Raw genomic sequence first — 13,417 nt, 5'->3', positions numbered from 1 at the left:
GGCAAAGCGATAATCGGCCGCAAATACCGCGCGATGACGACTGTCGCGGGGGAATGACAAACGCAGCCGGGGCAACCTGCCGGCATTGGCAGCTCCTGAACTTCTGCAAGGACGACCGATCTTAGCATGCCATCACATTCGCTCCTGACCTCGAAATGACCGCCCCTCTTCCTTCCGTGGAGGCGCCCGAACTGCCGCCGGCAGATGCCGGCCCACCTGTACCCGAAGTCGCGGCCGCCGCTCCGGCCGTCTCTCGCGAACGGGAGTTCCGCTTTGCGCTGAGCCGCTTTGCCACGGGCGTCACTGTCGTTACCGCCCTCACGCCCGACCGCCTGCCGATCGGCGTGACGATCAGCTCGTTCAACTCGGTCTCGCTCGAACCGCAGCTCATCCTCTGGAGCCTGTCGTTGAACTCGCCGAAACTCGAAGCGTTCCGCGACGCCGACCGATACGTAGTGAACGTGCTGTCCGCGGGGCAGCGCGATATCTCGGACCGTTTCGCCGCCCGCAATGAGGACCGCTTTGCCGGCTTGGCGCAGCATGGCGGGCTCGACAACGTGCCGGTACTCGAAGGCTGTTGCGCATGGTTCGAATGCAGCAACGCCGCCCACTATCCCGGAGGAGACCACTTGATCTTCCTCGGCCGGGTTGAACGGTTTGCCGTTGGGGAAACGGCCGAGCCTCTGGTATTCCACGGCGGTCAGTATCGCCACTTGGTGCACGAAGCCGGCACATGAAGGAACGCGGCCGGTTGAACCAGACAGTCCCGTCGTTTTGAACAGACAAGACCAATCACAGGAATCACGTCATGGCTAATAAACAATTCTCTTCACGAACGATCATGATGATTACCATCGCTGTGGCCATCGTGTTGACGGTGATCATCTGGCCCCTGTCGATGATCGGCAAGGGCGACCCGAGTAGCGCCAGCGGCGACGAAGCCGAGCTGCGGATTCAACCTGTCGCCCGGGTGGAGATGAAGAAGGCCGCACCGGCCAGCGATGGGAAGGCGCGTGACGCGGCGTCGATTTACAACGGCGTTTGCGTCGCCTGCCACGGTACCGGCGCCGCGGGGGCACCGAAGACAGGCGACAAGGCCGCTTGGGCGCCCCGCATCGCGCAGGGTATGGAAACGCTGCTGAAGAATGCAACTAACGGCAAGGGAGCGATGCCGCCCAAGGGAGGCGCCGCCGACCTGAGCGACGCCGAACTCAAGAGCGTCGTGGACTATCTCGTATCGCAAGCGAAGTAGCTGCGATAACGATGCAACAAAAGAAAGGGAGGCATGGCCTCCCTTTCTTGCTTCAGGAACAGGCTGAAAGCGAGACTTACTTCTTCGCCGGTTCGGCAGCCGGCGCTGCCGGGGTGGCAGGAGTTGCCGCCGTCGCCGGCGTAGCGGCGTCGGATGCTGCGCTACCCGGTGTCTTAACTGCCTTCGCTTTCTTATTAGTCGTTTTCTTCACTACCTTCTTGTCGCTGTGGGTGGTGGCCTTCGTACCTTCTTTCGCGGCCGGGACAGCGGGTGTCGCAGCCGGTGCTGCCGGGGCAGCAGCGGCCGGTTCGGCTGGCTTGGCGGGGGTGGCCGGCGTCGCGGCATTTTGTGCGTAGGCGGCTGTACCGAAAACGGTGGCCATGGTCAATGCAAGAACGGTCTTCAGCATGATGATTTCCTCAAAGTAACGTTTGTTTGGCACTCGGTCGCTTTCGCCAGGAAACGTTGCGGCCTTGATTGCTTTAACGCGCCGTTACACCGGCTGATGTCAGCAACTCGGTAACAGTTGTAACGCGTTGTAAAGGCCGAATTGCCGTAAGCCAGAGGAGGAGAACATCAGATCGGATCGGGTAGCCGGACTCCGGCGCGCAGCGCTTTTGCGCGCAAGGCTTCCACCATCGCGGGAGAAAGCTCCAGGCCGGTTTCCTCGGCGGACTTCATGCGCGCTTGCGCACCCTCCCCGGGCATGCGGACAGGCTGCAGGGGATCGATAGGCGCATTGGCGTGACAACTCGCCGTGAGAAACCCCATTTGCCGCGCGAACGCCTCCCGGCCAGCGAACGCATCCGGATCGAGCAACTGCAGGAATACGTTAGCGCCCCAGCGTTTCTCCACATCCTGGCGCCCGAAACCTGCCAGGCCTTGGGTGAGCATTTCAATCATCAGCGCGAGACCAAATCCCTTGTGGCCATATTCGCGACCGCCGAGAGGGAGCAATGTGCCAGCGGGAGTGGCGTCGAGAACGCGGGGATCGTTCGTCGGCGAACCATAGCCGTCCATCATCCACGGATGTTCGAACAGCGTATCCGCCGCCGCTTTCTGGCGCGCCATGCCGACAGTGGTAATCGACGTGCTGACGTCAATCCACACGGGTACCTCGCCGGGATATCCCACAGCGATGGGATTGGGTGTGAGCAATCCTTCCTTACCGCCAAACGGGGCGATGAATCCGAACGCGGGATCGGAAGAGGCAAGAATCGCAACCAGGCCTCTCTCGGTCGCGCGTTTGATCAGCGCCGACAGACACGCAATATGGTGGCTGCGGCGAATGACGGTCGTGACCACGCCGAACTCAGCCACGCGCTCGCTGCCGCTCGCGATCGCCCGGTCGACGAGCCACGGGCCCGGGAGATAGTTGCCGTCCCATACCAGCGTCGCGCCATGATCGCGGGTGACCTCGGGCAGGCCGCGCGTGGCCATCAGCCCTTTCTCGATTTCGTCGATGTATTTCGGACAGAGCGCGATACCGTGCGTGCGAGCCCCCATTTTGTCGGCGGTTACCAGCACATTCGCGACGCATACCGCCTTTTCTTCGTCCATGCCGGCGGCCGAAAACAACTCACGAGCGAGCATCTCGAGGAATTCGGGGCGATAACGCGGCATAGTCATTTGTTTCTCCATGTTCTGTTTCAACTTGCGAGTGGGAATTGGGAACTGGAAACTGGGAATTCGAGGTGCGTACGCGGCCTACGCCTGGACTTGCGCGCCGCCATCCGGCGGTCGGTGAAAACGGATTTCGTTCGCTCCCGCATCCTTCGCCTCGTACATTGCGGTATCCGCGCGCTTCAGCACCTCGTCCTGAGTGACGTCAAGATCATGGAACAGGGCGATGCCGATACTCGCGGTGCAGCGGTGCTTGACGATGACGTCAACCTTGCCGTTGCGGCCGACCTTCAATCGATACGGTTCGCCGAGAACGGCACGGATCTTTTCCGCAACAGCCTCGGCCTGCAAGACAGATGCCGCTTCGTTCGCGGCCAACGAAGTAAGGACAACGACGAATTCGTCGCCGCCGAAGCGAGCCACGGTGTCGCTTTCCCGTACGCAGCTACGCAGGCGCGAGGCCGCTTCAACGAGTAGCAAATCGCCGACTTCGTGGCCGTGCATGTCGTTCAGCGGCTTGAAATTGTCGAGGTCCAGAAACAACAGCGCACCGTACGTGCCACTGCGTTTACTCGCCGCCATCGCCTGGCCAAGCCGGTCAGCCAGCAGGCGGCGGTTCGGCAACTGCGTAAGGCTGTCATGCAGGGCCTGCTGACGAACGAGTTCTTCCATCTGCTTGCGTTCGGTGATGTCACGGAACTCGAACACGCGCAGGACTTGCCCACGGTAGGGGATGTCCTTCGAACTCAAGCTGAGGTGGAAACGAGTCCCGTCCTTGCGCACGCCCAGCGCGTCATGACGCCGATGGTCGATTCTCGACTCGACGTAGTCTGCAAAGCTCTCGCGCGATTCGGGCGTAAGCAGGTCGAAGACGTCCATGCCGATCAGTTCCTCGATCGGATAGCCGGTCAATGTCGATAGGCCGCGGTTGCAGTCGACGATCCGACCGCGGTCATGGATGGCGATGCCGCCAAACGAGGCGTCATCCAGCGCGCGGAACCGCGCCTCGCTTTCGCGCAGCGCGCGCTCACGCTGGGCCAGCGTTTCCAGTAAGCGGTTGAATCCCTCAATCAGGCGGCCAATTTCGTAGCTACGCGGGACGGGCAGCGGCAACGGCGGCTCGTCGCGAGTGGAAAGCGTGGTCAGCGTACGGATCGCCGTCAGCATCGGTTCCAGTTCGCGGCGCAGCATCCATGAGGTCAGCGCCGCCGCGAGGATCGTCAGCACGAGCGCCGAGCCGAACATCAGGTGGCGCATGTCGCGAATGGCTTCAAATGCTTCGTCGGCAGGCAACGCGGCAACGATGAACCAGCGAGCGGAAGGCACGCGACGCGCCGACGCCATGATCTCGGCCCCTGTTACGTCAATGGCAATGCCGGTTTCGTCAAACCCCTCGGCAAACCGATCGAAGAGCGCGTTGCTCCCGGGTGGCGACAAAGGCGTTAGGACGCGTTCCCGGCCGGTCGTCGAAACGACCATCCGGCTGGCTTCGGAAACCAGCAAGAAATATCCGGTACGGCCATAGTAGCGGCCGGTAATCTGGTCAAGAAAGCTCTCCCGGCTGAGGTCAGTGAACCCCACCAGCGCGCCGATCACTTCGCTCGTCTCGCCGCGGATTGGAACGGCCATGCTGAACATTGGCGTATCAAGCGTCTGATCGCGGACGGGCTGCCCGATGGTCGACCGCCCTCCCTTGAGCGCGGCATCCACCGTATCGAGACCAGCGTAACTGAGCCCCAACCTTCCCGATCCCGGTGTTCCGGCGATGATTTTGCCATCCGTGCCAACGACACTCACGCCGGCGTTGAACTGAACAACGAGAACCGGGCGCTCTTCAAGAAACGAGGCCAGAGCGGCGGGATCGTGTATTTCCTTTGGGGACAGCAGCCCCGCTGTCCTGCCCAACGACAGAAGTCGCTCGTTCAACTCTCTGTCCGCGTCGGCCGCCATGAACGACGCGAAGGAAAACTGCTGCCGAGCCAGCAGCCTTTCCATATCGTTCCGTAAGGCCCCGCTGACATAGATCACAAGCGCCCACGTCCCGGCCAGGAAAATAGCGAGTGTAAATAGCGTCACTCGGGTCTTCAACGAGCGCCAGCGTATCAACGAAAAATCCATTGCGTTAGGCCATCGAAATTGGACCGTGCCGCAAACCGGTAGCTTGGCTGAATCCCGCTTGGGGCATGGGGACGTACCGGTTAATGTTCGAGTTCCCGGTCCGCCGCGCGCCCACTTTACCATCCAGAAGAGCAGACGCCGCGATTCTGGTATCTGCTTCGGTGTTTAACCGCCTCCTTTTGCCGACAGCATAGCTCGCATCGCGGCAAGTCGCGCGGCACCGCTGGCTTTGTCCGGCGTGCTGTCTGCCTTGCCGCCAGAAAAACGCAGGTCGTCCTTGCCCATTTCAGCGATGAATCGTGACGGCTCGCACGGAATGAGTTCCCGCCCCTGCTTGCGTTTTTCGCTGTAACTCAAATGGAGCGAGCGTTGCGCCCGCGTCACACCGACGTACATGAGGCGCCGTTCTTCCTCGATTTTGGCCGGTTCGAGCGATTCGCGGTGCGGCAGCACGCCTTCTTCGACGCCGATGAGGAAGACATGTTTGAACTCAAGCCCTTTCGCCGCATGCAGCGTCGACAATTGAACGGCGTCAGGGCGGTTGCCGTCCTCCTGTTTGTCCAGGAGGTTGATCAACGCGATCGTCTGCGTCAGCTCGATCAGGGACTTGCCTTCCTCCTCGCCCTTCGTCGCCAGCCACTTGACGAGTTCTTGCACGTTCTCCCAGCGCGCCGCGGCGACGCGCTTGTCGTCCTCATCGTGAAGCCAGAGTTCGTAGCCGATGGCCGCCAGCAAATCCTCGATCACCTGCCCCGCCGGCTCGCGCGCCGCGCGGTGCTCGAAACGGTTGATAAACTCGCAGAATTCGAGCAATGGCGCGAGTTGCCTCGCTTGCACGCGGTGCGCGAAGCCTTCCTCGAAGGCGGCGGCAAAGAGCGAAAGGTGCCGCTCGCCTGCGTAAGTACCCAGCGCTTCCAGCGTCGTGCCGCCGACTCCGCGCTTCGGCGTGGTGACGGCGCGAATGAACGCGGGATCGTCGTCGTTATTGGCCAGGAGCCTGAGGTAGGACGTGATGTCCTTGATCTCCGCTTTGTCGAAGAACGACTGGCCGCCGGACAGGAGATACGGAACACGTTGATCGCGCAGATGCTGCTCGAGCGCGCGCGCCTGGAAGTTGCCGCGGTACAGGATCGCGTAGTCGCGGTATTCGGCGCGGTGCTCGAACTTGTGCGCCTGTAGCTTCATGACGACGCTTTCGGCTTCCTTTTCGTTGTCCTTGCATACGGTTACGGTGATCGGGTCGCCCTGCCCGAGATCGGACCACAGCCGTTTGTCGAACAGCTTCTCGTTGTGCGCGATCAAGGTGTTCGCCGCTTTGAGGATACGTACCGTCGAACGGTAATTCTGTTCGAGCTTGATCACTTTCAGCCGAGGATAGTCCTGAGGAAGGTTGCGGAGGTTCGCGATATCGGCACCGCGCCATCCGTAGATCGCCTGGTCGTCGTCGCCAACCGCCGTGAAAGCGGCACGTACGCCGGCCAGTTGCTTGAGCATGCGATACTGGCAGGCGTTGGTGTCCTGGTACTCGTCGACGAGCAGGTAGCGCAATCGGTTCTGCCATTTTTCGAGAACCGTCGGGTGTTCCTCGAACAGCCGCACAGGAAGCGCGATCAGGTCGTCGAAGTCGACCGCCTGATAAGCCTTCAGCGTTGCCGCATAGCTCGCGAAAGCCTGGGCGGCGAGCTTTTCGGTGTCATTCTGAGCGTCCTTCAATGCCTGTTCGGGCGACACGAGGGCGTTCTTCCAGTTCGAGATCAGTGTTTGCAGCCGACGGATCGTCGCTTTGTCCACGCTTCCAGAGAGGTCGGAGATGATGCCGTAGCAATCGGTTGCATCGAAAATCGAAAAGCGCGGCTTATAACCAAGCGCCTTGGCCTCTTCGCGCAGAATGCGTACGCCAAGCGAATGGAAGGTGGAAATCGTGAGCCCGGTGGGCTGAGTCTTAAGCAGCTTGCCGACGCGCTCCTGCATTTCGCGCGCGGCCTTGTTGGTGAACGTAATCGCGGCGATGGCCGACGGCGCGAAGCCGCAGTCTTCGATCAAATAGGCGATCTTCTGCGTGATGACCCGCGTCTTGCCGGAACCGGCACCGGCGAGAACGAGCAAAGGGCCATCGAGATAGCAGATGGCTTCGCGTTGGGGAGCATTAAGTAAAGCGGACATCGATAGGAAACGGGGAAAATGTTTCACAACGGCAAGTGCGGCGGAGTTCCGTCGCGGCAAGACCGTCGCGCAACGGTCAAGAACGGGTCAAAAATACTGGAAGGCGAGCAGGGCGAGCAACAGCGCGGCGACGACGAAGAGCAGCCGGTTCTGCCGGCGTTGGGTGACGGCCAGATCGGCGAGAACCAGCGCGATGTCCGCACCCGGCTCGCGAACAAGAGCGCGATGGACGAGGCGGGGCAGTTGCGGCAGGGTTCGCGCCCAACCCGGCGCCTCTTGCTGCGCGGCACGGACAAAGGCGCGCCAGCCCACTTGATTCTTCATCCAGCGCTCAAGGAAGGGCTTGGCTGTGGTCCAAAGGTCGAGGTCGGGATCGAGCTGACGTCCGAGGCCTTCGACGTTGAGCAGGGTTTTCTGCAGCATGACCAGTTGCGGCTGGATTTCGACATTGAAACGGCGGGACGTCTGGAACAGGCGCAGCAACACCCGGCCGAACGAGATTTCGCGTAGCGGCCGGTCGAAAATCGGCTCGCAGACGGCGCGGATCGCCGCTTCGAACTCGTCGATCCGCGTATCGGCGGGCGCCCACCCGGCCTCGACGTGCGCCATCGCAACGCGCTTGTAGTCGCGGCGGAAAAACGCCAGGAAGTTTTGCGCCAAGTAATCCTTGTCGTCATCGTTCAACGTGCCCACGATACCGAAGTCCAGGGCGATGTATTTGCCCCTGTTTTCGCCTTCGGTGGCCACGAAGATGTTGCCGGGGTGCATATCGGCGTGGAAAAAGCCGTCCCGGAAAACCTGGGTGAAGAAAATTTCGACACCGGCACGCGACAGCGATTTAAGATCGATTCCCGTCGCCACAAGCGCGTCGATCTGGCTGATCGGGATGCCGCGCATGCGCTCCATGACCATCACCGTCGTCGTGCAGTGATCCCAGTAAACCTCGGGGACCAGCAACAGCGTCGAGCCGGTGAAGTTGCGCCGCAACTGCGAGCAATTCGCGGCCTCGCGCATGAGATCCAGCTCGTCATGCAGGTACTTGGCGAACTCGGCCACGACTTCGCGCGGTTTTAGGCGCTTGCCGTCCGCCCACAATTTTTCCAGCAGGCCCGCAAGCGTTTCGAGCAAAGCGAGGTCGTGCTCAATAACGCTAAGCATGTTCGGCCGCAGGATCTTCACCGCCACCTCGTGGCCACCGTCCTCCGGACGCAGTCGCGCGAGGTGTACTTGCGCCACCGATGCGCTCGCCACCGGCGTCGCATCAAACTCCGCGAAAACTTCGCTCGCCGGTCGTCCATAAGCCGCTTCGATTTCGGCAAGGGCCACCTCGGCCGAGAATGGCGGCACACGGTCCTGCAGCTTGGCGAGCTCGTCCGCGATGTCGAGCGGCAGGAGGTCACGCCGGGTCGACAGCACTTGGCCGAATTTGACGAAGATCGGCCCCAGGGCCTCCAACGCCAGGCGCAGGCGAACCGCGCGTGGCGAGTCGAACCTACGCCAGAAATGGACCGAACGCCATAGAGCCGCGAGGCGCCCCGTCGGCTCGTGCTCGAGAATCATTTCGTCGATACCGAAGCGGCTCGCGATACTGAGAATTTTGGCGAGGCGGAAAAGGCGCATGCGCGATGCAGGCAAGGGAACAAAAACGTGAGTCTATCCCGAATCGGAATCCACGCAGAACACCAGGCTCGGTTCGAAGGTTAGCCGGACTGAATTTACCTAACAATTTTGGCGATTGCCACGAATGCCACTTGCAATTGCGCGTGCGGTTCGCTAGGATTTGCCGAAATTTGCTAAATCGTGTTAGTTGAGAGGCGCAGCACTTTCCGCGACGCGTAGAGAAGAAACAAGATCTTCCGTTGGGATCTTCCCGATGAGAAGGGCGAAACCTACCTTAGCGGGGGGCGGCGCTCCATTCGTGGTGTGTCGACAAAACCAAGGAGGGGTCCATGTTTGCCAGAACACGTTGTCTAGCTCTCGTTGTTGGAATGGGTCTGACGGCCGGCGCGTTTGCGCAGCAGCCGATTGTGATGCGTTGGGGTGACGTTGTCGCCGGCGGCCATCCGCAAGTCGTGATGATGGATCGGGTCGCTGCCGACGTAAAAGCCAAGACGAACGGACGTATCGACATCCAGCCGTTCCCCAACGGCCAGATCGGCAGCTCGCGCGATATGATCGAAGCGGTCTCCAACGGCACGCAACAGTTGGTCACCGAAGGCGCGGCCAATTTCGGCGCGTGGATTCCGTCGATTTCGGTCACCGAAGCGCCTTTCATTTGGAAGAGCCCGGCACATCTCATCAACGCGCTGAACGGCCCGCTGCTGGAAAAATACAACGAGCAGTTGATCAAGGCGCGCGGCATGCGGATTCTCGGTGCCGTCTATTACGGCACGCGTCATCTGACAACCTCCAACCGGCCGATCAAGACCGTCGACGAAGCGAAGGGCTTGAAGGTTCGGGTCCCCGAGAATGACGTCTTCAAGGCGATGGCCGAAAGCTGGGGAGCCAAGCCGACGCCGATGAACTTCAACGAGCTTTACCTGGCGCTGAAGACGGGCACCGTCGACGGGCAGGAAAACCCCTTGCCGACAATCAAGTCGGGCAAGTTCCATGAGGTACAGAAGTTCATTATTCTCACCGGGCACGTGATGACCCCGCGTCTGGTGGTGGTCAACGACGCGTTCTGGCAAAAGGTGCCCGCCGCCGACCGCAAGATCGTCGAAGACGCGCTGAAGACGCATATGGCGTGGGCCGACGCGGAAATCCAGAAGCAGGAAGTGGCGCTGCTCGATGAGTTCAAGGCCGCGGGCGTAACGATCGTGCAACCGGACGTCGAGTCGTTCCGCAAGGCGACGCTCGCCGTCGTTCCGGCGAAGTTCGAAGCCAAGTGGGGCAAAGGCACGTTCGATTCGATCGCCAACATGAAGTAAGCGGGGGGTTCATGGGAACGACTCGTACATCCCGTGCGGCCGTACGCGTGCTGCACGGGACAGGGGTGGTGTTGTTCATTGGCATGTGCCTCCTGGTCCTCGCCCAGGTAGTGGCGAGAAAATTCTTCGAGCCGCTCGTGTGGAGCGAAGAACTTGCCCGCTATACCTTCATCTGGGTGTGCTTCATCGGCTGGGTGATCAGTACCGAACGCAAATCGCATATCCGGATTTCGCTCGTTACGGATCGGGCGGGCCCTCGCTTGAAGACCGCGCTCGGCGTATTCGGGGACGTGGCGGTCATTGTCTTTGCGCTGATCTTCGCCCTCAACGGCTGGCGTCTGGTGAACAACAATCTGGATATCGAGACGGTAACGTTGTTCTTCGGGTTCTGGGTCGTCTACCTGATCGTTCCCATTTCGGCGATCGCCACGATCGTGATTGCGACGTGCGGCTTGCTGGCCAATCTGGCTGGCACGGCGCGCAACAAGGAGGTCGTGCTATGACCTCTGTCATGCTGATCATCCTCGCGGTATGGTTCGTGGCGCTATTCTCCGGCGCGCCGATCTACGTGATGATGGCACTCGCCGGTGCCGCCTTCGCCTACGTCGCGGGAATCGATCTGATCGTCGTTCCCCAGAAATTCACCAAAGCAGCCGATAGTTTCCCATTGCTCGCCGCCCCGATGTACATCCTGATGGGTAGCCTGATGAACTCATCGGGCGTGACGGTCCGGATTTTCAGGTTCGCCACGGTGTGCGTCGGTTGGTGGAAAGGCGGCCTGTGCCATGCCAACATTCTCGGCAGCGTCATCTTCGCTGGCATGAGCGGATCGGCCGTGGCCGATGCCGGTGGGATTGGCGTGATCGAAATCAAAGCCATGCGCGACGCAGGCTACGACGGAGAAACCGCCGCCGCGATCACGGCCGCCTCGGCCACCATCGGGCCGATCATTCCACCGTCACTGCCGATGATCATCTACGGCGTATCGGCGGAGACGTCGATCGGGGACTTGTTCCTCGGCGGTGTCGTGCCGGGCCTGCTGATGGCTCTCGCGCTCATGGTCATGGTGCGCGCGCTCGCGATCCGCAAGAACCTTCCCAGCGCCCCGGTCCCCGGCATGCAGGAAATCTGGGAAGCCTTTACCGGTGCGTTCCCGGCGCTCATGTGCCCGGTGGTGCTTTTCGGCGGCATGATGACGGGCTTCTTCACTCCCACCGAAGCGGCGGCGGTGGCAGCCTTTTACGCGCTCGTCGTCGGCATCTGGTATCGCGATATCCGCTTGCGGGACATTCCTCGTGTTGTCCTGGAAACGGTGGAAACCACCGGGGTGTTGATGGCCCTGGTGATGAGTGCGGCCCTGCTCGGCTATGCCTTGTCGATGTCCCGCCTACCGCAGGAGTTTGGTGGCTGGTTGACGGGAAATCTCTCCTCCAAGATGGGCTACCTCTTGATGGTGAACATCATGTTGCTCATCGTCGGCTGCTTCATGGAGGCGATCTCGGCAATGCTGATCCTGATTCCGATTCTGGTCCCGCCCGCAATGGCGCTAGGAATCGATCCGACTCAGTTCGGTGTCGTCGTTGTCCTCAATCTGATGATCGGTACGATCACGCCTCCCGTTGGCATCGTCCTGTTCATCACGGCACGGGTGGCCGATTTGCCCTTCGATAAGGTATGCAAGGCGACTTTGCCATTCCTCTGGCCGTTGTTCGCGGTCTTGGTCGCGACCTCCGTCGTTCCAGCGCTTACGACTTACGTTCCAGCGCTATTCCGTTAGCGTTCCTGGGCAGAGTGGACCGCACCGTCGTCCACTCTGCTTTTCTTCGTTCCCCGCATTTAGGCGTTGACCGAAACCGCGCCTCGCCCGACAATCCGTGCATGACTGCTCATTTCATCCGACGCCATCGTGAGAACCGACGCCAATTTCCGGCGGCACGTGGCACGTCGCGAAGTTCGAGCGGTGCGGGCAGATAGAAAGCAGGGACAATCAGCTAGCGCCCCATCCCTAGGGTTCTTCGACAAAAGCCACGGTCTTCCGTGGCTTTTTTATTTTCAGGAGGTAACTCGTGAATCAAGACCATTCCAGTTGTTATGCGCCGATCATGCCGATCACCCCGCGTCCATCACTCGTGTTCGAGCGTGGTCAGGGAAGCTATCTTTTCGATGGCGAAGATCGACGTTATCTGGATTGGGTCCAGGGCTGGGCAGTCAATTGCCTCGGGCACTCGCCAGCGGCCGTCGCCGAAGCGCTCAACCGGCAGGCAAACACGTTGATCAATCCCAGCCCGGCGTTCTACAACCGTCCGGCGCTCGAACTCGCGACATTGCTCACCAAGAACAGCGTCTTCGACGAAGTGTTCTTCGCTAATTCTGGCGCCGAGGCCAACGAGGGCGCTATCAAGCTCGCCCGCCGGTGGGGGCAGAAACACAAAAATGGCGCTTATCAGATCATCACCATGAAGAACGCCTTCCACGGCCGTACGCTGGCGACGATGTCGGCGAGCGGCAAACCGGGCTGGGATCGCCTCTTTGCGCCCCAAGTGGATGGTTTTCCAAAGGCGTTGTTGAACGATGTCGATTCGGTGCGCGCCCTCGTCGGTCCCGAGACGGCGGCTGTCATGTTCGAACCCGTCCAGGGAGAAGCTGGCGTGATTCCCGCAACACCCGCGTTCGTCCAGGAGATCGCTGCCCTGTGCAAGCAAGAGCGTCTTCTGCTCATCGTTGATGAAGTCCAAACCGGCTGCGGGCGTACCGGGACCTTGTTCGCCTACGAGCAGTTTGGCGTGGAGCCCGACATCATGACACTCGGCAAGGGGATCGGCGGCGGGACGCCATTGTCGGCGCTTCTCGCGCGACGCGAGATCAGCTGTTTCGATCCGGGCGACCAGGGGGGTACTTTTTGCGGCAATCCGCTCATCTGCGCCGTCGGGCTCGCCGTGATGCAGGCGCTCCTCGCGCCGGAGTTTCTCCCACGGGTGCGCGAAACCGGTCTCTATTTCGCTGAACGTCTAACCTCGTTATCCAATGGGCTCGGGCTCGGCGAAGTACGCGGCAATGGACTCCTCCTCGCGCTCGAACTCGGCCGCGAGTGTGCCTACGATGCCGTCATCCGGGCCCGGAAAGCCGGCCTCCTGCTCAATGCCCCGCGCGCCCACAGTCTGCGTTTCATGCCGGCCCTCAATTCAACGCACGAGGAAATCGATGAGGGAATACGCATCCTCGACGACGTATTGAGCGAAATCCTCGCCGAAGAGGCGACCGCGGATGTTCCTTGACGACGGTGCATACAGGCTAGCGTGGTGTTTTCGTGGGATAGCCGCTTCGGTCGACA

The 13,417-nt window shown here is 60.9% G+C and carries 11 protein-coding genes; 6 read left to right on the top strand and 5 right to left on the bottom strand.

Annotated elements, in window-relative coordinates; all coding sequences use genetic code 11:
• Positions 1-155 precede the first annotated feature (155 nt).
• Together NZ453_RS12045 and NZ453_RS12040 are read left to right on the top strand one after the other, a co-directional pair.
• The gene (locus tag NZ453_RS12045; protein ID WP_263770847.1) at positions 156-737 is read left to right on the top strand and encodes a flavin reductase family protein; all 582 of its coding nucleotides are present in this window, start codon (positions 156-158) and stop codon (positions 735-737) included.
• A gap of 71 nt (positions 738-808) precedes the next feature.
• Entirely contained in the window at positions 809-1,252 is a 444-nt protein-coding gene (locus NZ453_RS12040) for a c-type cytochrome (RefSeq protein ID WP_263770846.1), read from the top strand.
• Positions 1,253-1,328: 76 nt separating this feature from the next.
• On the opposite strand, the gene NZ453_RS12035 is transcribed toward NZ453_RS12040, so the two are convergent.
• The 5 genes from NZ453_RS12035 to ubiB all read right to left on the bottom strand — a co-directional run bounded on the left by NZ453_RS12035 (position 1,329) and on the right by ubiB (position 8,776).
• The gene (locus NZ453_RS12035) at positions 1,329-1,661 is read right to left on the bottom strand and encodes a hypothetical protein (RefSeq protein WP_263770845.1); all 333 of its coding nucleotides are present in this window, start codon (positions 1,659-1,661) and stop codon (positions 1,329-1,331) included.
• Positions 1,662-1,828: 167 nt separating this feature from the next.
• Positions 1,829-2,881: an Ldh family oxidoreductase gene (locus NZ453_RS12030; protein ID WP_263770844.1), complete on the bottom strand. Its 1,053-nt coding sequence runs from the start codon at positions 2,879-2,881 to the stop codon at positions 1,829-1,831.
• A 78-nt stretch (positions 2,882-2,959) separates the two neighbouring features.
• Positions 2,960-4,951 carry a diguanylate cyclase domain-containing protein gene (locus NZ453_RS12025; RefSeq protein WP_263770843.1) on the bottom strand — a complete coding sequence of 664 codons (1,992 nt, stop codon included), beginning with the start codon at positions 4,949-4,951 and terminating at the stop codon, positions 2,960-2,962.
• Between the two features lie 207 nt (positions 4,952-5,158).
• Positions 5,159-7,156: a UvrD-helicase domain-containing protein gene (locus tag NZ453_RS12020; protein WP_263770842.1), complete on the bottom strand. Its 1,998-nt coding sequence runs from the start codon at positions 7,154-7,156 to the stop codon at positions 5,159-5,161.
• An 87-nt stretch (positions 7,157-7,243) separates the two neighbouring features.
• A complete protein-coding gene (gene ubiB, locus NZ453_RS12015) occupies positions 7,244-8,776 on the bottom strand; it encodes a ubiquinone biosynthesis regulatory protein kinase UbiB (protein WP_263770841.1) in 1,533 nt (510 codons plus the stop codon).
• Between the two features lie 329 nt (positions 8,777-9,105).
• Here ubiB and NZ453_RS12010 point away from each other — a divergent pair, with 329 nt between their 5' ends.
• The 4 genes from NZ453_RS12010 to NZ453_RS11995 all read left to right on the top strand — a co-directional run bounded on the left by NZ453_RS12010 (position 9,106) and on the right by NZ453_RS11995 (position 13,361).
• Complete coding sequence (locus NZ453_RS12010; protein WP_263770840.1) at positions 9,106-10,086, top strand: sialic acid TRAP transporter substrate-binding protein SiaP; 981 nt, start codon at positions 9,106-9,108, stop codon at positions 10,084-10,086.
• 11 nt (positions 10,087-10,097) lie between these two features.
• A complete protein-coding gene (locus NZ453_RS12005; protein ID WP_263770839.1) occupies positions 10,098-10,589 on the top strand; it encodes a TRAP transporter small permease in 492 nt (163 codons plus the stop codon).
• Entirely contained in the window at positions 10,586-11,863 is a 1,278-nt protein-coding gene (locus NZ453_RS12000; protein WP_263770838.1) for a TRAP transporter large permease, read from the top strand. Before NZ453_RS12005 ends, NZ453_RS12000 begins: the two co-directional genes overlap by 4 nt.
• 289 nt (positions 11,864-12,152) lie before the next feature.
• Positions 12,153-13,361: an acetylornithine transaminase gene (locus NZ453_RS11995; protein ID WP_263770837.1), complete on the top strand. Its 1,209-nt coding sequence runs from the start codon at positions 12,153-12,155 to the stop codon at positions 13,359-13,361.
• Positions 13,362-13,417: the final 56 nt, after the last annotated feature.

This window comes from Propionivibrio soli (assembly GCF_025770765.1).
In the GTDB taxonomy this organism is placed as follows: Bacteria; Pseudomonadota; Gammaproteobacteria; order Burkholderiales; family Rhodocyclaceae; genus Propionivibrio; species Propionivibrio soli.
The sequence above is the reverse complement of the archived record's forward strand: the minus strand, read 5'-3'. Positions and strand labels throughout refer to the sequence as shown.